Genomic DNA, 24,914 nt, shown 5'->3' with positions numbered 1-24,914 from the left:
ATAATTATACGCCTATGGATAGTAAAGGAGGTAATTACTTGGAAGAAAAAACCTCTTCTAATAACCATTCTAAATGTTTTGAACCATTCATAAGTCCCAACCCCATTACTTCATTTAATCCCGTTCAGCGCTTTCCTAAAATTGATAAAACAGCATTTGTAAGTCAGTTTTCCAGTGTCATAGGTGATGTTACCATTAGGAACAATGTTTATGTAGCTCCTAATGTAAGTATATGTGCGGATGAAGGAACCCCTTTTTATAGGTTTTAATACAAATATCCAGGACGGAGTAATTTTACATGGTTTATTAAATAAAAGGATTTCAGTTGGAACAAAAAAGTATTCAATATTCATTGGAAATGAAGTGACCATTGCTCATGGTGCCCTTGTTAATGGTCCTTGTTATATCGCAGACAAGGTATTTGTTGGTTTTAATTCCATTGTTTATACGGCAATTGTAGGGAAAGGCGCATTTATTTCTTATAATGCAGTAGTAACAAATGGCGTTCGAATTCCACCTGATAGGTTCGTACCACCTGGAGCTAATATTTATTCTCAAGAAAAAGCGGATGCACTTTCGCCAGTACCAAAGGATGGTAATGAATTTGCACATGCAGTTCAACAAGTCAATCAGGAATTTCCCGCATCTTATCACCTGTTATTTGGGATAAATCGTTGCTCCTGCGGATTTGCCTATGACCAACTTTAAACGTGAAATGGATGCTGGATTGGATTCTTTTCGCAAAGGACTCTTTATAGAAACCCGAAGCTGTCATCTTGGCAGTTTTTTTTATTGTAATTGGTGCAGTCCGGTTCACTGAATTGTGAGTTTGTGATGAATTGTACTTAAAGAAATGGGCGCTTTACTTTAATAAGGAAGGTTGCTGTCTCTGCCTTTTTCTTATAGAATTAACGGGGCAGATAGTTTAATGATTGTACAATGGGTTAACTACCAATAATTCCTATACAGGAGAATTGGAAAATAGGCTAAAATAGATTTAGACAAGCCTTAAGAACTGAAATGGAGGTTTTGGTGTTGAAACCACATATTTAGGGAAATGGTTACTTTACCTTTGATATTGTCGATCTATGTTTATTTCATTACTGATTCCGGTTATATTAATATACATTCACTAACAGTTTCTTACTTCAATAAGGATGGTTGCTGGAGCAACTTATTTGTTATGCTACGATTGGGGCAATTAGTTTACGTTCATTTTTTCACAGAAAGAATATTTTAACAAAAAGTAATAGTAGAATACTTTAATCTATAAATAATTATAATAGACTATGATATAGTTATAATGAGACAGAAAAGGTGTGTTCCTAGGTCGCGCCTGGCTTTTTGTGAGACCTAAGCAGGAGCGCCTACATCTTTTTTGCAAATATAGCGGATAAGGAAGGTTATAATGAGCAACATACAGAATAAAACAGACGTTATCTTAATTGGTGGCGGAGTCATGAGCGCGACTTTGGGATCATTACTGAAAGAAATAGCACCGGAATGGGAAATCAAAGTGTTCGAGAAGCTCGCAAACGCAGGAGAAGAAAGCTCTAACGAATGGAATAATGCGGGTACGGGACATTCTGCACTGTGTGAGCTTAACTATACATCCGAAAAATCTGACGGATCTATAGATATTAGCAAAGCTATCAATATTAATGAACAGTTCCAAGTTTCAATGCAGTTTTGGTCTTATCTTGTAAACAGTAAGCTGATTAATAATCCGCAAGACTTTATCATGCCATTGCCTCATATGAGTATGGTACAAGGGGATAAAAATGTAGAGTTTTTAAAGAAACGCTTTAAAGCGCTATCAAACAATCCTCTATTCAAAGGTATGGAGTATTCCGATGACCCAGCCAAACTGATGGAATGGATACCGCTTATCATGCAAGACCGCCTATCGAATGAACCTATTGCGGCCACGAAAATAGACTCTGGTACAGACGTTAACTTTGGTGCTTTAACACGCATGATGTTTGACCACTTAAAGACTAAAAACGTCGATATCAAATACAAACATAGTGTTGATAATCTTAAACGTACTAGTGATGGCTCATGGGAATTAAAAGTGCGTAATGTAGATAACGGTAGCGTAGAACACCATACTGCTAAATTCGTCTTTATTGGAGGCGGGGGCGGAAGCCTGCACTTACTGCAAAAATCCGGTATTCCTGAAGGGAAACACATTGGCGGATTCCCAGTAAGCGGGTTTTTCATGGTGTGTAATAATCCGGACGTTGTTGCACAACATCATGCAAAAGTATACGGGAAAGCTAAAGTTGGTGCTCCACCAATGTCTGTTCCGCATCTTGATACACGATATATCAATAATGAAAAATCGTTGCTATTTGGACCATTTGCCGGATTCTCACCGAAGTTCTTAAAAACAGGTTCAATGTTCGATTTAATAACTTCCGTAAAACCGAATAATGTCTTGACTATGTTGGCGGCAGGCGCAAAAGAAATGTCATTGACAAAATACCTGATCCAGCAAGTCATGTTATCGAAGGAACAGCGCATGGAAGAGCTACGTGAGTTTATCCCGAACGCTAAGACCGAGGAATGGGATTTAGTAGTAGCTGGCCAACGTGTACAAGTAATCAAAGATACTGTTGAAGGCGGCAAAGGTACGCTCCAATTTGGAACGGAAGTTGTAAGTGCCTCTGATGGCTCGATTGCAGCATTACTAGGTGCTTCTCCAGGTGCTTCTACAGCTGTTCACGTTATGCTTGAGGTAATTAATAAATGCTTCCCGCAACGTATGAAAGAGTGGGAACCAAAAATTAAAGAAATGATTCCTTCCTATGGCGAGTCATTAATGGAAAATCCAGAGCTTTTGAACGAAATTCATTCTTCAACAGCAGAGACGCTTGGTCTAAGTAAAAAAAAAGAGTTAGTTTATAGTTGATTTTGATTTTTACACAGGAACCTTTGATCTATCTATGGATTGAAGGTTCTTTTTTTGTCATAAAGAGTAATTTCCTAATTCAATTAACCGATGGCATTCCTTCGATAAGGAAGGTTGCTATTTGGATCCAGTATGAAATAAATGTAAAACAATGTAAGTGTCTATCGCCTACGAAGTAGTTTGGTTTAATAAGATGCATTCCATCTGTTTAATTGAGTGCCAGCTCATGTTATAATGGATAACCTAAGATAAATACTACTTTTACTTATAATTGAACGGATGCCAAGAAAAGCCTCCGCATAGCGATAAAATATGGAGGTGTAAGAGAATGAATAAACAATGGACAATTGGCAAAATTAAAGAATTTGTTGAGAACAATTCGGAAAGTAAGTTGCTAACGACTGAATATCACGGTTTTTCTCAAAAGTTACTATTTAAATGTACATGTGGTAGCAACTTTGAAAAAACATTTACGAAATTTAAAAATAAAAACCAACGTAAATGTGACGTGTGCCAACCGCCTAAAGCGTCACGATAACGTATAGCGAATAAACGAAGTGCCCATTTCTATTAAAGAGAAGTTGGCACTATTTTTATTAGTTCATTAATGAAGTATGAAGCACGGTCAAACTATATTTCTAAGTTACATGCCCAAAGGGTACGAAGCAGGGTTAACCCTGAAAAAACTAAAATATTTCTATTACATAGGTTCGAAATACCTCTGCAGATGGCCGATCACTTCGTTTATCACGTATCGAAAACTCAATTTAATCATCAATTTTATTGGAAAAAGAAGGGTAAATCATTCATCTGATCTATCCTTCTTTTTTTTATCAAAATTCTAGGACTACTTTCTTCCCTTTAAGAATTATGATTGTACGATAACAAAAAACCGGATACACATAGTATCCAGTCGCCCTACATACATGTAATGTTAAAGAAAAGTGAAAGTTATAGTTTAACTTTGCGTGCCGTTACAGAGCTCATGATGTAAAAATGGAGTGCTATTATAAGACCTAACGAGGACCTTTTTAAGGAGGAAAAACATGAGCTTGGATCATGAGTTTTATCTTATTTCTAAGACAACTGATATAAAGAATTTTTGGATGTACAGAGAAGGAAACAACAGTGTCATCGACAGTATTGCAATACAGGATGATTTGATTCAATACATTATTGACTCATTAGAATGGATCCCAAGTAAAAACCCATCATTGCGAGGAACTCCAAGTGGCCATGGTATTAACTATCATGGAGTAACCCTTTTTGATAATCACTCTTCTGATACTTTAATAAGTATTTTTTCGTCATGGAAGAGTCTAATTAAAAATGCACCTGATAAATTTGAACTCACTGGAAAATTCGTTTATTTCGAAGCTGACAATCAGGAGGGGGACTATAAAAAACTAGTCTTCAACCGAGATGAAGTGATTACACAATTTGAAAAAATAATTTTAATGTCAGAAGCTTTAGCTAAAGGAGAATGTTATCTGTACCATTGCGGGATATAAAGATTGGTTTAAAATTTTTATAGAACTAAAAGGGTACGTTAGCTGAAGATTAGAGCTGTCTTTAAGGCAGCTCTTTCTTTATGCAACTATCGGGGCAGGATAGTTGAAGAAGAAGTGATATAATAACCCTCATTAAAAGCATCGTAAAGGCGGCTATACAAATGGAAAATTGGATTGAACTTTCTACATTAGAATATAAAGAGGTATGGGATAGGATATATGATGAATTTAAATTTGAACCAAGTATGTCTGACTTTCCATCTTTTGAAGTGCCAAATCCATTTATCACTTATGATGTATCCAGGTATTTAAATGGGTCCGTGGATTTAGATACCTATGATGAGATTTATAATGACCTAGAGGAAAAATCATTACTTGTCTTTCAAGAACTTACACAGAAAAATGAATATATGTACGCATTAGATTGGGAACATTCTTGTTGCTGGATAAACCCCCGTTTGGAGTTTCCGAAAAGTGAATTTGATGAATGGACAGTACCTATTTTTCCAAATGGTGATTATTATTTTTTTATTCATAAGAATTTTGAATGGGGATTATTAGGACACCCTTGGGAAAAAACCATAACTATTTTTGGAAAAGAATTGATAAAGGTTTTTGAAAAACATCTACCAAAAATGTTTCAAAAAATATTACGTCAGGGATAATAGTAAACCTTGTTAAACTAACGGGTGCTTTACTTCATTACCAGGAGCTGATCAGCAGCTCCTTTTCTTATGCAACTATAGGGGCAGGTTAGTTGAATAAAGGGAAAAAAGAATGCAATAGTTTTCATTTTACTTAAAAGCTGTAAGTTATTATAACTAAGCATTTATATTACATAAATAATGACATGACTGTAGGCTATTTTTCATACAATATTTTTGGGGTGGAAAAATGACAAGAGCAAAATACACAAGTTCAGACGTTGACTTAATGGCAAGGATGATGAGAGCAGAAGCCGAAGGTGAAGGAAAACAAGGAATGTTATATGTTGGAAATGTAATTGTGAATCGTCTTGTAGCTAATTGTTTAGACTTTAAAGGTTTAAGAACAATTCCACAAGTCATTTATCAAGTACAAGGAGGAAATTATTCTTTTGAAGCTGTTCAAAAAGGGAATGTATTTTATCAAAGAGCGAGAGGTATTGAAAGAAGATTAGCAGAACAGAATTTGAAGCACTGGAGACAGCATCCGGCTAGATATGCTCTTTGGTATTTTAATCCATATGCTCCATGCCCTCCAACATGGTATGATCAACCTCATACTGGTCAATTTAAAGACCATTGTTTTTATGAACCAAAACCTGGAACATGTGATAGTGTTTATAGAGGTTAAGCTTACTCTTTGAGTAAGCTTTTTTACATATTTAAAATATTTATACAATATAAAACTTTTAGTAATAGTTTTTATCTAAAAAAGTAAGATTGTGAATTATTGTACTTAAGCTAACGGGTGCGTTAGTTAATTAGTGAGCTGTGACGATCAGCTCTTTTCTCATGGAGCTAACGGGGTAGGATAGTTTGAATAAGATATAAATAATTTTGTAGTAAAATATAGCTCAAGTGGATATAAAAGGGGGATGTTTAGTGGAATTCTTAGTGTTCTTTATCATTCTTATTATTTTTTCTCTCTTTATAGATAAATTTTTAAGGAAATGGCTCGGTGTAGAAAAGAAAAAGATATCAGAAACTTCTGGTAAGAACATTGACCGTTGGGGAAGAGGTATAATCCTATTCATTTTTTTATGTATTCTTCCTTTTGCAGTAGAGGACAGAAATGTTATAAAGTGGTATTGGATATGCTTTTTAATTGTATCAATGGGTTTTCAGTTGTTTATGGAGTGGAAGTACCTGAAAAACTCAAAAGAATATGTCATTACAGTCATTACACTTACTTACCTATTGTTAGCTTTAGGTATCATGTATAATGTAGATTATTTTATTTAACGAATTGCTAACTTTTGTGAAATAAGGGGTTGCTGCGGCAACCTTTTTCTAATTGAACTACCATGAAAATAAGTTTCTTTAAAAATGAAAAATGACAATACTTAAGTAGACCCTGCTCAATCGTTTAAAAAAAAGAGGAGAGCGTTAATTAATTAATCTATGGATTAGGGTTGACTGGATTAAGGTCAGTATCAGTATTGACACTTCCCAACCATTTTCATTCTTTGTGGTGAATCGCCGATTTTTGCGATTCATGGATGGCTAACGGGTGCGTAAGCTGAAGATTAGAGCTGTCTTTAAGGCAGCTTTTTCTTTATTCAACTATCGGGGCAGGATACCGTAAAGAAAAATTTTGATATTAATATATTAATGAAATTTATAAGAAAAATGGGGGTGGATTTTTAGTGCAACGTGAAAAGTGTCTTTGCTGTGGATTTCCGACATTAGACGAGCGTGGGGGTCATGATATATGTGAACTTTGTAATTGGGAAGATGATGGACAGAACGATTTATATGCGGATGAAGTTTGGGGTGGTCCAAATGGAGATTACTCACTTACAGAAGCAAGAAGGAATTTTAATAAACATCTCATTATGTATAGAGATAAAATAAATATACTTAGTCAAACCGATAAAAAAATTGAAACCAAAAAGACTTTAATACGTGCGTTTGTTGAATTAGACAAGTGTGAATCAGAATCATTAGAATATATGTCACTTTGGAGCAAAATAAAGTCTTACGAGGAGATTTTAAATGAAATTTTACACGATGAGTCTGAAAGATATAGTAACAATATAGAAAATAATAAAGAAATTTTTAAACTTATTAATTCCGATGATATGGAAAATGTTATAAATGGCTTATTAGAACTAGCCGTAAGTACAGATGACCCAGATTTTGTTCAAGATATTATGTTTATGTACAGTGAACACGAGGATGCTAATATTCGTGGTACCGCAATACTTTGTTTGGGACGTATTGCAAAAGTATATAAAAAGATAAACAAAGAACTTGTTTTGTTAATAATTAATCAGGGATTTCAAGATGAAAGTGGTTTTGTAAGGGAACAGTCTCGTTCGGCATTAGACGATATAAATTTTTATATAAAATAGAAGTACCTTGTTGAACTAACAGGTGCGTTAGCTTAAGTTCGGAGCTGTCTTTAAGGCAGCTTTTTCTTTATGCAACTAACGGGGAAGGTTAGTTCAACACAATGAAAACTAAAATGATTTTAATAATCAACATTTACTTATTGACTTTTGCTTTGAGAATGATTAACATGAAGTTAACTTCATGTGAAGATAACTTCACGTGAAACAAACTTCACTTCAGGAGAATTTAAATTGGTTAGGAGAGGTATGTTTGAAAAATCTATTCATACAGCGCTTTTTTGTTTCAATCTTGATAATTGTATTGGGAATCATTCAAATAACTCTCGATAAATCAGTAGGATTTAATTTTGGGTATTTCATATTATTCTTAGGGGGAATAATCTTGGTTTCCTCAACAATTTCTTATATTAAATCCCGAAAGAATAAATCTCTAGAAAAGGAATTAGCAAAGGAATATGATGAAAGAGACGCTTTAATTGATGGAAAAGTTGCTCGCTTTTCTTTGCAAATTCTGATATACGAAATCTTTATTCTTATGTTTTTAACTAATTTTGTGATAATCGCAACAAATACTGTATTGTTTGTTGTCTTAGTATCATTAATAATTAGTGAATTTTGGGCTAGAAAATATTATAATCATGTCCTTTAATTAGGGGGATTTATGAAAAATAGAGTAAAAGAATTACGAATAGAACATGAAATAACACAACAAGAATTAGCTGATAAAGTAAGTGTATCTTCTAGAACAATCATCTCATTAGAAAAGCAACAGTATAATCCATCTGTGCTACTTGCGTATAAAATAGCTTCAGTTTTTAATTTATCAATTGAAGAAACTTTTATTTTTGATGAGGAAGACAAATAATCCATTTTAAAAAGATGCACATATTAAACAAACAACGGAGGATTTTAAATGCAGATTATATTATTTATTTTTGGGGCAGTTTTAATAGTTTGGGGGGGTTATCGTATGAAAACTGACGATGGTTTATTCGGAAAAAATCAAAAAAGTAAGAATATATTTAATTTATTACTAATGGGAGAAGCATCAGGATTAGGACAATTTTTGGGTGGGATTTTGTGCATAATCCTAGGGGTTATTGCATTTTTTGTAAAGTAGTAATAAATAAGAATTTTATTTTTACACTGAAATATTGTGAATAAAATCACTTAAACAAATGGGTTCTTTAGCTGAAGATCGGAGCTGTCTCTAAGGCAGCTTTTTCTTTTTGCAACTATCGAATTATACTATGACTATTAGATTGGTTTTTGAAGATGAAAAGGAAGAAAAAGAAGAAAAACGAATCAAATATAATTAAAATGACATTTGGAAAGAATTCTTATGTTAAGGACGATGAAACAGATTTTATATTTGCGTGGTTACATCCTATTATTTCGTGTAGGTTATGTATCAAGTATTTTATAAAATGGATAACGTCTGTGGATTCTTCTTTGGCACCTACTGTTCATCGTTATTACATTTTATTCTTTACATTGATATTGAGGTCATTTTTGTGGATTTATATTGGAATGGGGATTGGGGTAATCTCAAATGATAAGTCAGATGGTATGAGGTTAGTGACAGAGATTCCAATGACTATTGGAATGTCATGTTTAAGTATATTTGGACTGTTGTTGGTTATACGGATTGTAATTTCTTTCTTTGAACTGATCAGACTTTTTAAAAAGGATAACTTATTTTTGTATGGTTTGAGAGTTACTGTTGTATATGGATTTATTGGCATGAGTTTGTTGGGAAGTGCACTGTGGTAGTTTTATATACATGTTCTTCTTCAAGTAACGGGGTAGGTTAGTTCAACAAGGAGTTATAATATATTATATTCAGAAGCTTGTAAAAGTGGTTGTGAAAAATACATATAAAGTAACGAGATCCACCTAAAATAGGAGAGGAAAATTAAATTGAATATAGATATAGGGTTTCTCTTCCTTGTTCTCTTATCTCTAACAGGATTAATATTGTCCATTCGATATACTAAAGAGCAAGATAAAGAACAGAGTGAAGTAGTAAGCGGAGCAGGAATCTTCGGTAATTTTGTTTATCTTTTGATAACTTCACTACCATTTAAGGTAAGAAAGGCGATATATATTATAGTGTGCCTTCTTATGGTCCTTTTGTTTTCTATTGGTTTATGGGAAGTATAAAAGGTTTAGTTATGCAACTAACAGGTGCTTGTGGATTACTTTAATAAAAAGTATAAAAACGTGTAGTAGAGGAGTCAGAAAATAATATGGAATGTTTTTGTGAACAAAAGGAAACGTATGTGTTAAAAGTTGAAGGAGATGTTGGAGCGGACCCTATATGGTGCAATAAATGTGGTTGTAACTTTGATATAGAGGACATTCCGATTTCAAATGAGTTAAAACGAGAATTGATTGAATGGGTGAATATGTATGGTGAATGGATTGATTGGGATAAAGATAAATTGCTTCCCAATGGGATTGAACTTGAAGAAGAACACAATAAACAGGGGGTGAATTTAACAAGAAAAATAAAGAATGAACTTGAAGCGAAATATAGCATTAAATTTTCACCTTCAACTATGGCGAGAATGTATGGAAATAAAAATCATTAATGTTTATTCCACTAAAGGGTGCTTACTTTATTATCAGGAGCTGATTAGCAGCTCTTTTTCCTTGCAACAAACGGGGCAGGTTTTTCAATAAAGAAATTGCCTCAAATTGTTGTCAAATTTTCTTGGGAATAACTCCAAGCTGCTATAGCCCATGCCGAAATTACTTCACCAACAAATGATAGCAGTCCGACAACAAATTCCATAGTTATCAACTCTTTCAAAATTATTATCATATGTTTTTCTAATCCATAAATTCCTATTAACATCCGGGTAGTGGGTGTTGCGCCAGGGAGTAATCAACAAACAGGTTTAACAACAATGCTTATAATGAAGCAGTAGCTTTCAAACGTGGAGTGACAGTAGAGGGCCTTGGATCAGATTACAGCAAAACGATACCACTTGGTCGACCTGGTGAATTGGATATTTGAGCTGTCTTTAAGACAGCTTTTTCTTTATGGAACTAAAGGGACAGTTTAGTTGAAGTAGTGATAAAATAAAGGGGAAATTAGATAAAATGAAAGAAGTGAAGGTTTTGATTAAATATAAATGCCTCCATCATGTAAGTCTTACTGTGACAGATTTGGAAAGAGCAAAAGAATTTTATGGTAAAACTTTATGTTTAAAAGAAATAAAGCGTCCTGATTTTGATTTTCCAGGTGCCTGGTATGAAATAGAGGGACATCAACTACACTTGATAGTCGATCCCTCTTCACAGACGATCCGTAAGGATAAAAGTTTATCCAGCAGAGAAGGTCACTTTGCACTTAGAGTCGATAACTACTATGACACTCTTAAATGGTTAAAGCAGAATGAAGTTGAAATCCTTGAAAAACCATACGGAAAAAGTGGATTCGCACAAATTTTCTGTGCTGACCCAGACGGTAATTTGATTGAACTAAATGTTAATCAAAACAATCTATGAGTAAGCTAAGATAAAGGCTGCCATTACTGGGTCTTTTCTTATTGAAGTAACGGGGCAGGATAGTGGAACAAAATGCCTTTTTTTAGGATGAAGGATAATGGGAGCCAATAATGTAGAACCCATGAAAATTAAATCTATAATGATAGAGGATTAAAATTTTTAAAAAAGTAGACTTAGCCAGATTAAAGATAGTAATCCTGAAAGGAGGAACTAAATTGGGAGGAACTGAATTTGAATATGTTTTAGATCACGTTGGAATTGCTGTTAGAAGTATTGATGATGCTCTTCCCTTTTATCTTAATGTATTAAATGGAGTATTAGAGGACCGTTATACAAGTGATACACCTGGTGTTGAAGTACACGTTGCTGTTGTCAGAACTAATGATAAAGTAATTGAATTATTGGCACCAACCAACAAGAACTCTCCAATGGCTCGGTTTATAAAGCAACGAGGAAAAGGGGTACATCATATTGCATATCGAGTTGACGATTTGGACAGAGCAATACTCGAGGCAAGTACAAATGGAGTTCGTTTTCTAGAGGACACACTACGTACAAACACACGGGGAAGAAGGCTCATTTATGTTAATCCCGTATCAACTGATGGAACTTTGATTGAACTTTGTAGCTATTCAAATAATTAAAGAAAATTTTTTATCTTAATTGGTAGAGGCGATTCTAAGCAACAATTGGGGAATTAACGTGAACTTTAAATAATCTATTACGCTGTTCAACTAACAGGTACGTTAACTTAAGATCAGAACTGTCTATAAGGCAGCTTTTTCATAGTCCACTATTAGGGCAGGATAGTTCTTTAAGAATGCAAAAACCTAAAATTACCCTAACGAAGACTTATTTTAAGGCGGAAAACAAGAGCCAGAATCATGGTTTTATCTTATTCCCAAGACACCTGATATAAAGGATTTTTGGATGTATAGAGAAAGAAACAACAGTGTCATCGGCAGTGTTGTGAAACATGATGATTTGATTCAATACATTATTGACTCATTAGAATGGATTCCAAGTAAAAAAACATCATTACGAGGAACTCCAAGTGGCTGAGGTATTAACTATCATGGAGTAACCCTTAAACGAATAGCAAAACCAGTTGAAATAGCTGAAATCATACCTTTTCTTTCATCCAATGTTTCGAATTACATATTGGGCGAAATCATCAATGTTAGTGGCGGAAGATGGCTTCTGATAATTGGGGGTTTTTCCGAATGCGTTATTATACAAGCTGTAAAAATGAGACCAAAATAAAGTGGTCTCTTTTATTTGTTCAAATATCATTAAAAAAGGTCTGTCTGGAAAAGTCGAATTCATCCGAAATTGGGACAGCCCTTTCGATCTTAAAGCAATGTTTTTCACTTCTTCATATCCAACTGTGAAAATTACGAGAGCGGGTGATGAATGGCTATCTGCATCTTTTCTACCTGTTGCATCGATTATCAGTTGTGTAAGCTTCCGATAATCCTATCGGTCCTTGGTCCATATGGGGTGTGTCTTATTAGGGATACCTGAATGTCCCTTTTGATAGCAGCTCGGCATTTTTATAGAAAAGGATCAAATACGCAGTTTCATACTTATTTTATATTTACCATCACTCAAACAATATTAGGAAAAACATCCATAAATATTATTCAAAGAAAATATTATTTATTCTAAAAATTCATATTATAATACTTTATTCTTATGCTATATTATAGGGAGAATTATTTATTATCACGTATAATCTAAGAAGTGGAGTGATTTGAATGAAGAAACTTGGTTTACTTAGTATGTTTTTGATTTTATCTATCTTTATCTCGGCTTGTGGAACCAGTGATGAAAAAAATGCAGGTGAGGAAAAGAAACCTGAAAAGGTATATAAAGTTGGTGTTGATACAACTTATCCTCCTTTTGAATTTAAAGAGGGGAACGACTATAAAGGTATTGATATTGAGTTAATCAATGCAATAGCGAAAGACCAGGATTTTAAAATCAAATTGTCTCCTATGGATTTCGGTGGAATCATTCCAGCGATGCAAGCCAATCAGCTTGATGTGGCCATTGCGGGAATGAGTATTACGGAGGAAAGAAAAAAGGTAGTAGATTTCTCAACACCGTATTTTGATGCAGGATTAACTATAGTTGTTAAAAAAGATAATACAAGTACTAAAACGGTTAAAGATCTTAAAGGAAAGACCATAGCAGTGAAAAAAGGGACAACAGGTGCTAAATATGCACAGGATAATGCTACGAAACTAGGAATTAAAGTTGTTCAATTTAATGATAGTCCAGCAATGTTCCAGGAAGTGGCCAACGGTAATGCGGATGCTCTTATAGAAGATTACCCGGTTATCTCCTATGCAATCGCCCAAAAAGATCTTGGGTTGAAGATCGTAGGTGACCGTTTGAATGGTGATCAGTATGGGATTGCTGTATTGAAGGGGCAAAACAAGGATTTATTGAAGAAAATAAATGATGGTCTTGCCAATCTTAAAAAAGACGGCACGTATGATGAGATTATAAAAACGTATCTTGGTGAATAGATTCATGATCAATAGGCGCGCATAAAGCGCGCTTTCTTTTTCAAAGGGGTGAAAGGAATGGATATAATTGTTGCGGCATTGCCTATTTTATTAAAAGGACTTCAGGTGACACTTTATATCTTTGTGATTGCCATTATTCTAGGTTTTTTGATTGGTTTAGTGGTGGCTTTGCTGCGACTTGCCCCGATCAAGATCTTGAACTGGATTGCAAAGGTTTATGTGGATGCTATACGGGGGACACCGTTCATTGTGCAGCTGTTTTTTATCTATTTTGGTGTGAATTCACTAAATTTGATTTCATTGAACAGTACAACAGCAGGAATTATTACCGTTGCAATCAATGCAGGGGCATATTTTGCTGAAATAATAAGGGCAGGGATACAATCCATCGATAAAGGACAAACGGAAGCGGCAAGATCCATCGGGTTCACGGGTACTCAAACAATGAGATATGTCGTGCTGCCGCAAGCCTTTAGAAGGATGCTCCCTACCATTACGAACCAATCGATCATCAGCTTGAAAGATACTTCTCTATTATCCGTCATTGGTATAGCGGATTTAACTCAGCAAGGTCAGATTCAAGCTTCGGCAACCTTTGAAGCATTCAAGATTTGGCTCGCTGTAGGTGTGATTTACTTTATCATCATCTATTTGTTAACCCTTATTGCTAATTTCATTGAAAGGAGGGTACAAGTTCGATGAGCATCATTACTGTAAAAAACCTGAGAAAATCATTTGGAACTGTCGAGGTTTTAAAAGATATTAATGCAGAAGTGCAAGAAAAGGAAGTAATTTGCGTAATAGGCCCTTCCGGATCTGGAAAGAGTACATTCCTGCGTTGCCTGAATCTCCTTGAGGAAGTTACGGGCGGTGAGGTGGTCATTAACGGACATGATATAACCGACCCTAAACGGAAAATCAATATTAACAAGGTTCGGCAAGAAGTTGGAATGGTTTTCCAACATTTTAATCTATTTCCTCATAAAACGGTGATGGAAAACATAACGTTGGGCCCTATTAAAATTCGTGCCACCGATAAAGCGGAAGCGGGAAGATTAGCGCTTGAGTTATTGGATAAGGTTGGTCTCAAGGAAAAAGCAAATAGCTATCCAGGGGAACTTTCCGGTGGGCAAAAGCAACGGGTTGCCATCGCAAGGGCATTAGCGATGAATCCGAAGATCATGCTATTTGACGAACCGACTTCGGCACTTGATCCTGAAATGGTCGGGGATGTTTTAGAGGTAATGAAACAACTTGCTAAAGAAGGTATGACAATGGTCGTGGTTACGCATGAAATGGGCTTTGCCCGCGAAGTCGGGGACCGGGTCATATTCATGGATGGAGGGTATATTGTCGAAGAAAATGAACCGAATCAACTATTCGGTAACCCTCAGCACGAGAGAACCAAGGCATTCTTGAGTAAAGTGCTTTAAAGGAATGCGAGTGTGGAAATGCCTGTAAGAAATTATTTGCCGGCATTGAATTGGATTATGAAAGAAGTTGTGCATAAAGTGTGGACAAAGGAATGCGGGAAAATGAGGGGAAACCCAAACGCATAAGCCTTTCCCTTATCTTTGTGCATAACTTTTTTCTTAGAGTAGAAATGAGAAAAGAAACCTATGCAGTCAACACCTGCATAGGTTTCTTTTTTATTTACTTGGAACCGTAACTAATCAGGTTCGTCATGATTCGATATCCGCCCGGAACCTGACCTTGAATTTGCCTGTATAGGACCAGGTTAGTGTAGAGGTAGGTGCCTTTACCGTATTTAGCCATGAGGATTCCGCCATCAAATTTTTCTTCATTCGGATCAGCCATGGAAATGAATGTTTCAAACCGTTCGTCCCATTTCATTGGGAAGTACAATCCTCTTTCTTGAACCCAATTGTTCCAGTCGTCCGTTGTTATTTTATTTGGATAGTTAAAAAGCGCTGATTCTGGTTTAGACACGTTGACCGTGGCATTTTCATCGGTTACCCGCCAGCGAATGGAAGGATTCCCGAGGGTAAGTGGATATGGGGCAGTCTTCTGGGCATCCCATCCATCACCCGGTTTATGGTACTGAACGACGAGATGACCGCCGTTTTCCACATATTCCAGTAAGCGCGCGTTATTTGCCTTTAGATCTTCCCTGGATAGATAGGCACGTATGCCTGTAACGATCGTGTCGTATTGGCTTAAATCACCTTCAGCTAAATCAGCCGCAGTTAACTTTGTGATGTTAAGGCCAGCGTTGCTTAAGTAATCTGCCACTTTATCAAATCCACTCTCAATGTATCCCACTTTTAATGAAGCTGGCATCAAAAGCTCAAATGCAACGGTATTGATTGCAGCTGGATATTGGTAATAGAATGTTCCGATATGGTCATAGGAAATCTCCTGAATGGTTGAATCAAAGGTGTTTCCATTGACAGTGGCAACTGCCTTAACCTGATATTCACCATTTTGAATTGCCTTCGGTGGTGTTAGATTGAATTTCACTTGTTTTTCTTCTGATTTTTCATTAAATGATACGGTGGCTTTTTGGGGATGAACTTCCCAATTTTCAGGGATTTTTAAAGCGACCTTTGCTGCTGTTTTTCCTTTTGTATAATTTTTCAAGGTTACGGTCACTGGTATTTTTTCTTTTACATCTGATGTATTTACCACGATATCTTCAGGGGATAGGTTAAGACCAACGTCAGGAAGGACAGCGATCGTTCCATCCAATTCTTCCTTGATGGCGGTTTTGGTGCTGCCGTATTTATAAGAAATGCTGGTTGTAATTGTTGATTCATCATAAGCATGGTAATAGGCTGCATCTTCAGGGACTTCGACCTGGTACGTTATTGTCGTTGATTTATTTGGTGCTAGATTGACATCTTTAGCTTTTGTTTTAGCCTTCCATCCTTTAGGTACGTTCAATGCAGCAGCGACCTTTTTCAATGTTTGTTTCCCGTTATTCCTCACCGTTACGGTTACGTTCGTATTTTGGCCTTTTGTAAGGATCATTGACGCTGCTTTAGCTTGAACATCCAGTCCTGAAGAGACATAACTGACGTTTTGTATTTGCTCTTCTTTTAATGAGAGCTTATGAAGTAAGTCGTTTTTCATGGCAGGGCTTAGCTTTGCCTTTTTGATTTGCGCAGTAATTGAACGAACATTGGCGAGAGCCGTTTGGGAAGTTGAAAAAACCCGTTTATCATTTGGATAAGCTTCAATAACAGCATCTAAATTCCGTTGTAGATATTTAAATTCACCTTTTAATTTTGATGCTGAGCGAGGGAGTTTTTCAGCCCATTCAGTAAAATCATAAGGTATGCCTGCAAACAGGTCCGACTGGCTTTTTGTATCAACGGCGCTTTGCTTCAAATCCAGATGGACCTGGCGCGGTGCTGCAGGGATATCAGAGCCCATGCCCTGGCTTTTATGCAGATACCGGGATTGTTCTCCAAGCTGTGGGTAAGTCATACCGTATATTGGATCATATTTACCGATTTCAATCGAAGTGGTTGCTTGATCTGCGGAGGAAACAGGTAAATATAACTTTTTCACTTGCCATACCGATAGACCTTGTTTCAATTGTTTTGGAAAAACAGTAGGATCAGCGGCATCCTTAAAGGCACGTTCGCTTAAGATTGTCATAGTTCGATGATGTCCATGCTGGGTATCATCATTTTGGAAGGATGGCATCAATATATCAGGCTGATACGTCCGAATAAAGCGGATAAGCCGTTCATACGTGAGTTCCTCGCCCCATTTTCCCAAAGTTTCCTCTGGTGTTTTAGAGAATCCGAAATCATAGATGGGGTCGGAGGTTGTTCCACTTAGATGATAGGCCTTAACTCCGGTGATTTTTGCAGCTTCTATCATTTCCCTTGAACGGATGATTCCAAGAGCATTGTCCAGTTCATCCCCAATTTCATTTTGACCTCCTTCACCCCGGTTTGCAATCAGGCTGGATGTCTTCACCCCTAACCCTCTCGATAGATAAGCTAGAAAGTCACTGCGCTCATCATCAGGATGGGCACCGCTGTTTAAGAATGTCACGGTCGTCTCAAGTGGCTTGACCGCATTCCATAGCTCAACTTTGGCTTCCTCCGGATTTGCAGCGGAACCTCCAAACGGCAATGATGCAAGAACTAGCAAAAGGGAAAGCAACGATAAAAAAGCTTTTTTCATTTTCTTTTAACCCCCTTCAACCTTAATAAAATACCCAAGCTTTTGTGAAGAAAAAAATGTAGGTTAGTAATATTTTCTAACTAACTAGATGAAAAAAACTTATCTAATAAATAGCACTAATGGTTATAAATGTAAATAATTCGAAGTAACTATAAAAAGGTGACTATTTAAAATGTTCAGAATAATAACTTGTGCGCAGAATGTATTTAAGTTATATTTTTACTTAATTAGGAAGATTTACTAACTAAATGATGTAAGGCCGTGATGTGATGAGTTTTAAAAGAACACCCAGTCATCAAAAATACGTTAATAAAAAAAGAATCATTCAATGCATCCAAGAATGTTCACCCATATCGAGAGCTGAAATCGCCGTTAAGCTTAAGCTAAGTAAACCGACCGTTTCCCTGGCCGTGGATGAACTTATACAGGAGAAATGGGTATTTGAGAAAGGGATAGGAGAATCCTCTTCTCAAGGTGGAAGGAGGCCTATCCAGCTCTTTTTCAATGAGAAGGCTGCCTATATCATAGGGGTTGATATAGGCGGGACGAAAGTGAAAATCGTTTTATGTGATTTAATTGGCAACATCCTTGCCGAAGCTAGTTTTTCAACAAGCACTTATTTACATTCAGGTCTTCTTAAACAAATGGCGATTGAAACGGAACGGTTAATTGCAAAGAAGCAGATTGGAAAGGACAGGATATTAGGGATGGGAGTCGGGATTCCTGGTATAACGCAAACGGCAAGCGGATTAGTCATAGAGGCACCGAGTTTAGGGTGGGTACAGTATCCGTTTATAGCCGAAGCGAAAAGGTATTTTGATTTCCCCATTTTTCTCGACAATGATGTAAACGCGGCTGCGCTTGGAGAACAGTGGCTGGGTAATGCACAAAATAAGCGGAATTTACTGTTCATTGCGGTTGGCACGGGGATAGGAAGCGGCATTATCTTGAATAATCAGTTATACAGAGGGGCTTCCAGTGCAGCTGGGGAAATGGGATATATGGTAACGGATAAAGAGGATATGAAGCGTGAATTCAAGCCGGTTTTCCATAGATACGGCTATTTGGAAAGTGTCGCAGGTGGAAAATCGATTGGCGGTCAATTTACCAGAGCTGTTCTCAAGGATCCTTATCATTTTTTATTCGAACGGGCCCAATCTTCCGAACTATCGGGGGAAGATGCTTTTTTGTCCGCAAAAAAAGGAGACACGACAGCGATGGCCGTCATTAATGAAGCCATCGAACATTTAGCCTGCGGAATTGTCAATGCGGCTAGTTTGCTAAATCCAGAGGTGATTATTTTAGGAGGTGGTGTATTAAATTCATCTGAATACATTTTACCTAGAATTCGGGAGATCGTTGATCGATATCTTCCAAGTTCAGTAGAAATGAAAACTTCTCAATTGGGAGAAAACGCAGGAGTATTAGGGGCGGTTTCCCTATTCTTAAGGGAACATGATGGCATTTTGAATTTTCGTGATGAGGGGGATTATTTATGAAATATAGGAAAAAGTCGCTTGTTTCAGTTCTGGTCTTATCGGCAGCACTATTGATTTCAGGATGTAATGGTTCAGATACGAAAACGAATTCGGAGTCTGGCGGTTCCAAGGGAGAAAAAGGTGAGTTGGAAGATAAAATCGTCGTTTATTCTCCGCATGGCAAAGATATTTTATCGAAGTTCGAAAAGCAGTTCGAAGATAAATATGGTATTGATGTTGAGTGGCTTGATATGGGGTCCCAGGAAATCCTTGACCGTGTTCGATCAGAGAAAAATAATCCGCAGGCAGACGTTTGGTGGGGAGCACCTTCCACGAACTTCAATCAAGCAAAGGATGATGGACTGCTTTCTGCTTATAAGCCTACCTATTCCGATAGTCTCAAAGAAGGATTCCACGATCCGGAATGGTATTGGACGGGAACGAGCCAGACACCGGAAGTCATCATGTATAACAGCAAAGAACTGTCAAAAGACGAAGTGCCGAAAGATTGGGATGAGCTGCTTGATCCGAAATGGAAAGATGAAATCATCATCCGCTACCCGTTGGCCTCCGGAACGATGAGGACAATTTTTTCTGCGATGATCTATCGTACGTATAAGGATACGAATGATCCCGAAGAAGGATATGACTGGTTAAAGAAGCTCGACCAAAACACGAAGGAATATTCAGCGAACCCGGAAATGATGTATAACAAGGTAGCTAAAGGTGAGGGCTCCCTTTCCGTCTGGGCAATGCCGGATGTTGTCATGCTGAAAGAAAATAAAAATTATCCGTTTGAGTTCGTCATTCCAGAAAGCGGAACGCCCGTATTGACAGAAGGTATCGCCATCGTTGAAGGTGCCAAGCATCCAAAAGCGGCTGAAGCCTTTTATGAGTTTGTCAATTCACCAGAAGCCGCAAAAACTTTGGCAGAAGAATTTTACAGGATTCCGACCAGAAGTGATGTGAAGGATTTACCTGAATGGATCACGGAAACCGAAATTAAAGCCATGGATATCGATTGGAATGCATTCGAAGAAAATGGTGACGAGTGGATGAAATATTGGGACGAAAATATAAAAAGTGGAGATAAAGAAATTAAAGAATAAGGAAGTGTCGTTGGATGGCGTCAATAAAAATGGAGAATGTCCAAAAAGCCTTCGGTAAAACGATAGCTGTTGACCATTTAAATCTGGAAATCAAAGAAGGAGAGTTTTTTACCTTTCTTGGTCCAAGTGGCTGCGGTAAAACGACAACGCTTCGGATGATTGCCGGTTTTTATTATCCAACAAAAGGTGTCGTCCGATTTGGCGAAAAAGATATGACGCGTGTACCTCCGGAGAAAAGAAATACAGGCATGGTATTTCAAAACTATGCCCTCTTTCCCCACATGACTGTTTTTGATAATGTTGCATTTGGTTTGCGTGTGAGAAAAGTTTCTTCAGCTGACTTAAAGAGGAGAGTGCTGGATGCCCTCCAAAAGGTCAGGCTGGAGAGCTACTCGAGTCGTCAAGTGAGCCAGTTGAGCGGAGGACAGCAGCAGCGTGTTGCCCTTGCGAGAGCACTGGTCATTGAACCGGAAATATTGCTGTTGGATGAGCCATTAAGTAATCTGGATGCCAAGCTTCGTGATGAAATGAGGGTAGAAATCTTAAGACTGCAGCGTGATTATAAGATTACCACCATTTATGTCACACATGATCAGGCTGAGGCATTATCCATGAGTGATCGGATCGCTGTGTTCAATTATGGTGTATGTCACCAGGTCGGGACGCCGGCAGAAATTTATAATCAGCCGGCCAATGACTTTGTGGCGAGTTTCATAGGTGAGATTAATCTATTGCCCGTTAATGTGGAAAACGTTCAACAAGAGAATATAGCGGTTACCCTTAAAAACAGTGAACAACCGTTTAAATTCAATGTGCAAAATCCAGATAGGGAAGGAAATTCAATTCTGCAGACCGATAATGACCTTGCTGTTTCGATTCGTCCTGAAGCAATCAGAATTCTGGATGTGGCCGAAGAGGGAATGAATATCTTTAAAGGTAAAATCCATTCCGTCCAATTCTTTGGATCTGTTGTAAATGTCATGGTGGATGTTCAAAACGTGTTATTAAGGGTGGACGTATTTAATACTCATGAATTTGGATACTTTTATCAAGGGAAGGAAGTGTTTGTCCAACTTCCTGAGAATCAGCTGCGCCTTCTCCCTGTCATTAGCGGTGATGCACCATGATTAAAAATCGTGACACCAGATTGACGACTTGGCTCCTTATTCCAGTTGTATTGGTGCTTGTAGCTTATGTACTCTACCCATCATTGAGAACCTTTATAGAAAGTTTGCAAAAAGACGGAGCGATATCCCTCGGAAATTATCAGGACTTCTTCGTACAGGAATCGAAAACGAACTTAGAGGCTCTATGGAATTCCGTTTATATATCCGTATTGAGTGTATTGGTCAGTGCCTTGATTGGCATTCCGCTAGCAATCATTTTTAACCGTTATGATTTCCCAGGGAGAAGCTTCTTTTCATCTGTAGCGATTTTGCCGATTGTCCTTCCGTCGTTGGTAGGGGTTATGGCCTTTATGTTTTTATATGGAGAATCGGGATTAATCCCGAATGCCATCAAGGATCTGTTCGGTCTCGATAAAGTTCCATTTAAAATTGGCGGGGTATCGGGAATACTGATCGTGCATGCCTATACGATGTATGTATATTTTTATATGACCGTATCCGCTGCAATCAATAAAATTGATCCGTCCCTTGAAGAAGCAGCTTATAACTTAGGCGCAAATAAATTCAAGGTATTTTGGAAGGTGACATTTCCATTATTGACACCCGCCATCGTGGCCGCCTCTTTACTTGTTTTCATGATATCGATGGCTTCATTCAGCGCCCCGTTTTTATTGGCTGGGGGGTACAGGGTATTGAGCTTGCAAATTTATTTTTCGAAGATTAATGGTGATATGGAAATTGCTGCTACTCAATCAGTCATTCTATCCATTATTTCGATTTCTTTTCTATTATTCATGCGTTGGTACCAGAATAGGAAAGATTACCGCATGGCTTCCAAAGGAATTGGGGCACACAGGAATGAAGTGGAAAATCCGTTTATGAAATGGGTGATGGTCGTAACGGGTATCATCGGCGTAATTATTCTGCTTTTACCTCACTTTACGATTCTATTGCTTTCACTTGTGCCGGATGGGACCTGGACATTCCAAACGTACCCAACAGTATTTAATGTGGAAAATTACCGGCTATTGTTTGAAGATCCCAATATCTTCAAACCGTTACGGAATAGTTTACTGATGGCCGTAATTGCCACACTGGCAAATCTGGTGTTTGGGGTCATCGCGTCCTATGTTCTTGTCAAACGGAAATTCGTAGGGAAAAGCTTTGTTGATATTCTAGTCATGATTCCTTGGGCGTTGCCTGCAACGGTCATAGGGATGAACTTGATATTCGCATTCAATGAACCTAGCGTTTTTTCTTTCGGTCAAATATTGGTAGGAACATTTTGGATTTTGCCCCTTGCCTATTTCATCAGACATATTCCACTCGTTGTCCGCTCGACTAACGCCGTTCTGGAGCAGCTCGATGACTCGATTGAGGAAGCGGCTAGAAACTTGGGGGCAAAGTGGTTTTATACCTTCAGAAAGGTCATTTTACCGATTATCATGCCTGGTGTTTTATCCGGGACATTATTGGCATTCATCGAGTCTGTAGGAGAATTTCCAACCTCAGTCTTGTTGTATACGATTTCAAACAGACCCATATCCATTGAAATCATGAATCAGCTTCGGATGTTCAATATGGGGCAGGCAGCTGCCTATGGGATGATTCAAATCACGCTTATTGTTATCGTTCTCTTTATTTCGAACAAGTTTTTTGGAATCAAAGCGGAAAAAGCTTTATAAATCGGAGGTTCAAAGATGAGTAAGCTTGAAGAATTTATCAAAAATGAAGGTAGTGTTTTTCCTGGGAAAACATATGCAGAAGAGCTTCTAATGCCAGTTTTTAATGATCAAAGAGATTACTTATTTCATGTGATGTTCGATATTCATCGAGCACATGTCATCATGCTTTCGGAACAAAAGATCATTAAAGAAGAAGAGGCGAAAACCATGCTGGATGGGATTCGGAAAGTGGCCCAAACAGATCTCACCAAGCTGACCTATCAGCCTCAATTCGAAGACTTATTTTTCATGATGGAGGCAAAGGTCGGTGAGGAAATTGGTCATGAGCTTGCAGGGAAAATTCATATCGGGCGTAGCCGTAATGATATGGGAGTTGCGATGTACAGGCTAGTTTTGAGAGGTCATCTTCTCCAATTGATCGGATATGCAAACCAATTGAGTGAGGTATTCTTGGTGCAGGCAGAAAAACATACAGAAACTTATATTACTGGTTACACACATACCCAACCGGCTCAGCCGACTACATTAGGTCATTACTTTTTAGCCATTTATGATGTTCTCCAAAGGGATATTGGCCGGTTATGGGCAGCCTTTGAAACGGTGAACCAATCCCCTCTGGGCGCGGCTGCGTTAACGACTACCGGTTTTCCAATCAGCCGGAACCGTACCGCTGAACTGCTTGGGTTCGATTCGGTTATTGAAAATTCCTATGACTCGATAGGCGGGGCCGATTATTTATTGGAAACTGCAACTGCCATCATGACGTGCATGGTCAACACTGGAAGGTGGATTCAAGATTTCCTGCAGCATGTGACAAGGGAGTTTGGTACATTTCATGTGGCAGATCCTTATGTACAAGTAAGCAGCATCATGCCGCAAAAAAGAAACCCAGTATCAATTGAACATTCCCGTTCGATTGCAAGCAGTGCGTATGGTGACGCACTTGCTGCCATGAACATGATCCACAACACACCATTTGGTGATATCGTCGATACGGAAGATGATTTACAGCCGCATTTATATCGAGCCTTTTCGAATGCGGGCCGTGTCATGAAACTGATGTATGCCGTCATATCAACTTTGAAAGTGAATGAAGAACATACAAAGAAAATGGCAGCAAAATCTAGTATAACGGTTACTGAATTAGCGGATACCCTATCAAGAGATTACGAGATATCATTTAGAAAAGCCCATTCCATAGCCAGCCATATTGCAAAACGGTCGATAAGTGAAGGGAAAGAGCTATATGATTGGGACACACAAGACATAAACAAGATGATAAATGGATTCGTCTCAGTGAATATAGCAGAAGATGAATGGAAAAAAATAATCTCTCCCGAATACTTTGTAGAGATTAGAAGCATTCAAGGCGGGCCCAGCCCGAAAGAGGTTTCGAGGATGATTGTATCTAGAAAACAAAAACTGGAACAAGAGTTACAGGAATATAAGGAAATGGTCAAAGCATTGAATGATGGAAGGAAGGCTTTAGTGGATTACTGAAGTTATCAGGAAAAAAGGAAATGAGTTTTATTAACGGGCATGGAACTCACGAGTATTTGCTCCAAATTCACGAGTAAAAGCGTAAAACTCACGAGTATTTGCTCCAAATTCACGAGTAAATGCGTGGAACTCACGAGTAAAAGCCCGAATCTACTGATACGAGTATTTTTTTGTTGTCTTGGAAGCAATACGAAGCATTTTATCTGCTAACTGCGAACCTAATATAAGGCGGAATGTTAATGTCAAATAGACTTCAGTTCGGTTGCATCCTGATTTTAATAGCTCTCGTAATATCGATTACTTTTAGCTTTAACCCTAAAT

The 24,914-nt window shown here is 37.6% G+C and carries 24 protein-coding genes and 1 pseudogene; 23 read left to right on the top strand and 2 right to left on the bottom strand.

Translation table 11 applies throughout. The features are described 5' to 3' along the window. The first annotated feature begins 14 nt into the window (after nucleotides 1-14). The 18 genes and pseudogenes from QUF86_RS02450 to QUF86_RS02360 all read left to right on the top strand — a co-directional run bounded on the left by QUF86_RS02450 (nucleotide 15) and on the right by QUF86_RS02360 (nucleotide 14,966). Nucleotides 15-708: pseudogene (locus QUF86_RS02450) on the top strand (LbetaH domain-containing protein). A 700-nt stretch (nucleotides 709-1,408) separates the two neighbouring features. Beyond that, the gene (locus QUF86_RS02445; RefSeq protein WP_289333514.1) at nucleotides 1,409-2,914 is read left to right on the top strand and encodes a malate:quinone oxidoreductase; all 1,506 of its coding nucleotides are present in this window, start codon (nucleotides 1,409-1,411) and stop codon (nucleotides 2,912-2,914) included. 328 nt (nucleotides 2,915-3,242) lie between these two features. Further along, complete coding sequence (locus tag QUF86_RS02440; protein ID WP_289318034.1) at nucleotides 3,243-3,452, top strand: hypothetical protein; 210 nt, start codon at nucleotides 3,243-3,245, stop codon at nucleotides 3,450-3,452. 508 nt (nucleotides 3,453-3,960) lie between these two features. Beyond that, complete coding sequence (locus tag QUF86_RS02435) at nucleotides 3,961-4,425, top strand: hypothetical protein (protein ID WP_289333513.1); 465 nt, start codon at nucleotides 3,961-3,963, stop codon at nucleotides 4,423-4,425. A gap of 161 nt (nucleotides 4,426-4,586) precedes the next feature. After that, nucleotides 4,587-5,090, top strand: coding sequence for a DUF2716 domain-containing protein (locus tag QUF86_RS02430; RefSeq protein ID WP_289333512.1), 504 nt, complete (start codon nucleotides 4,587-4,589; stop codon nucleotides 5,088-5,090). Between the two features lie 229 nt (nucleotides 5,091-5,319). Beyond that, complete coding sequence (locus QUF86_RS02425) at nucleotides 5,320-5,760, top strand: cell wall hydrolase (protein ID WP_034310898.1); 441 nt, start codon at nucleotides 5,320-5,322, stop codon at nucleotides 5,758-5,760. Nucleotides 5,761-6,011: 251 nt separating this feature from the next. After that, nucleotides 6,012-6,371 carry a DUF4181 domain-containing protein gene (locus QUF86_RS02420; RefSeq protein WP_289333511.1) on the top strand — a complete coding sequence of 120 codons (360 nt, stop codon included), beginning with the start codon at nucleotides 6,012-6,014 and terminating at the stop codon, nucleotides 6,369-6,371. Between the two features lie 404 nt (nucleotides 6,372-6,775). Next, on the top strand, nucleotides 6,776-7,483 hold the full coding sequence (locus tag QUF86_RS02415; protein ID WP_289333510.1) for a CPCC family cysteine-rich protein: 708 nt from the start codon (nucleotides 6,776-6,778) through the stop codon (nucleotides 7,481-7,483). Between the two features lie 250 nt (nucleotides 7,484-7,733). Further along, the gene (locus tag QUF86_RS02410; protein WP_289333509.1) at nucleotides 7,734-8,132 is read left to right on the top strand and encodes a hypothetical protein; all 399 of its coding nucleotides are present in this window, start codon (nucleotides 7,734-7,736) and stop codon (nucleotides 8,130-8,132) included. A 12-nt stretch (nucleotides 8,133-8,144) separates the two neighbouring features. Next, entirely contained in the window at nucleotides 8,145-8,348 is a 204-nt protein-coding gene (locus QUF86_RS02405; protein WP_289333508.1) for a helix-turn-helix transcriptional regulator, read from the top strand. Nucleotides 8,349-8,396: 48 nt separating this feature from the next. Continuing rightward, nucleotides 8,397-8,603, top strand: coding sequence for a hypothetical protein (locus tag QUF86_RS02400; protein WP_289333506.1), 207 nt, complete (start codon nucleotides 8,397-8,399; stop codon nucleotides 8,601-8,603). A gap of 155 nt (nucleotides 8,604-8,758) precedes the next feature. Continuing rightward, the gene (locus tag QUF86_RS02395) at nucleotides 8,759-9,256 is read left to right on the top strand and encodes a hypothetical protein (RefSeq protein ID WP_289333505.1); all 498 of its coding nucleotides are present in this window, start codon (nucleotides 8,759-8,761) and stop codon (nucleotides 9,254-9,256) included. 476 nt (nucleotides 9,257-9,732) lie between these two features. Further along, nucleotides 9,733-10,077 (top strand): hypothetical protein, encoded by a 345-nt coding sequence (locus QUF86_RS02390; RefSeq protein WP_289318019.1) that lies wholly within the window; start codon nucleotides 9,733-9,735, stop codon nucleotides 10,075-10,077. Nucleotides 10,078-10,609: 532 nt separating this feature from the next. Further along, entirely contained in the window at nucleotides 10,610-10,999 is a 390-nt protein-coding gene (locus QUF86_RS02380; RefSeq protein ID WP_289336182.1) for a VOC family protein, read from the top strand. Between the two features lie 215 nt (nucleotides 11,000-11,214). Beyond that, a complete protein-coding gene (locus QUF86_RS02375; protein WP_289318017.1) occupies nucleotides 11,215-11,643 on the top strand; it encodes a VOC family protein in 429 nt (142 codons plus the stop codon). Nucleotides 11,644-12,756: 1,113 nt separating this feature from the next. Further along, nucleotides 12,757-13,533 (top strand): transporter substrate-binding domain-containing protein, encoded by a 777-nt coding sequence (locus QUF86_RS02370; RefSeq protein WP_289318016.1) that lies wholly within the window; start codon nucleotides 12,757-12,759, stop codon nucleotides 13,531-13,533. Nucleotides 13,534-13,590: 57 nt separating this feature from the next. Next, entirely contained in the window at nucleotides 13,591-14,235 is a 645-nt protein-coding gene (locus tag QUF86_RS02365; RefSeq protein ID WP_251431611.1) for an amino acid ABC transporter permease, read from the top strand. Then, entirely contained in the window at nucleotides 14,232-14,966 is a 735-nt protein-coding gene (locus tag QUF86_RS02360) for an amino acid ABC transporter ATP-binding protein (protein WP_289318015.1), read from the top strand. The genes QUF86_RS02365 and QUF86_RS02360 overlap by 4 nt, the downstream gene beginning before the upstream one ends. Nucleotides 14,967-15,186: 220 nt before the next feature. On the opposite strand, the gene QUF86_RS02355 is transcribed toward QUF86_RS02360, so the two are convergent. Further along, nucleotides 15,187-17,694, bottom strand: coding sequence for an NEW3 domain-containing protein (locus QUF86_RS02355; RefSeq protein ID WP_289333504.1), 2,508 nt, complete (start codon nucleotides 17,692-17,694; stop codon nucleotides 15,187-15,189). A gap of 269 nt (nucleotides 17,695-17,963) precedes the next feature. On the opposite strand from QUF86_RS02355, the gene QUF86_RS02350 reads away from it, so the two are divergent. Genes QUF86_RS02350 through argH form a run of 5 tightly spaced genes read left to right on the top strand, consistent with a single transcriptional unit; the run spans nucleotide 17,964 to nucleotide 24,593 of the window. Continuing rightward, nucleotides 17,964-19,193 (top strand): ROK family transcriptional regulator, encoded by a 1,230-nt coding sequence (locus tag QUF86_RS02350; RefSeq protein ID WP_289333503.1) that lies wholly within the window; start codon nucleotides 17,964-17,966, stop codon nucleotides 19,191-19,193. After that, nucleotides 19,190-20,281 (top strand): extracellular solute-binding protein, encoded by a 1,092-nt coding sequence (locus QUF86_RS02345; RefSeq protein WP_289333502.1) that lies wholly within the window; start codon nucleotides 19,190-19,192, stop codon nucleotides 20,279-20,281. The genes QUF86_RS02350 and QUF86_RS02345 overlap by 4 nt, the downstream gene beginning before the upstream one ends. 14 nt (nucleotides 20,282-20,295) lie before the next feature. After that, nucleotides 20,296-21,408 (top strand): ABC transporter ATP-binding protein, encoded by a 1,113-nt coding sequence (locus QUF86_RS02340; protein ID WP_289333501.1) that lies wholly within the window; start codon nucleotides 20,296-20,298, stop codon nucleotides 21,406-21,408. Next, nucleotides 21,405-23,093, top strand: coding sequence for an ABC transporter permease (locus QUF86_RS02335; protein ID WP_289333500.1), 1,689 nt, complete (start codon nucleotides 21,405-21,407; stop codon nucleotides 23,091-23,093). The genes QUF86_RS02340 and QUF86_RS02335 overlap by 4 nt, the downstream gene beginning before the upstream one ends. A gap of 15 nt (nucleotides 23,094-23,108) precedes the next feature. After that, on the top strand, nucleotides 23,109-24,593 hold the full coding sequence (gene argH, locus QUF86_RS02330; protein WP_289333499.1) for an argininosuccinate lyase: 1,485 nt from the start codon (nucleotides 23,109-23,111) through the stop codon (nucleotides 24,591-24,593). A gap of 5 nt (nucleotides 24,594-24,598) precedes the next feature. On the opposite strand, the gene QUF86_RS02325 is transcribed toward argH, so the two are convergent. Then, the gene (locus QUF86_RS02325) at nucleotides 24,599-24,781 is read right to left on the bottom strand and encodes a hypothetical protein (RefSeq protein ID WP_289333498.1); all 183 of its coding nucleotides are present in this window, start codon (nucleotides 24,779-24,781) and stop codon (nucleotides 24,599-24,601) included. Nucleotides 24,782-24,914 lie beyond the last annotated feature (133 nt).

The sequence above is a fragment of the Peribacillus sp. NJ11 genome (genome assembly GCF_030348405.1).
Lineage (GTDB): Bacteria > Bacillota > Bacilli > Bacillales > DSM-1321 > Peribacillus.
The sequence above is the reverse complement of the archived record's forward strand: the minus strand, read 5'-3'. Positions and strand labels throughout refer to the sequence as shown.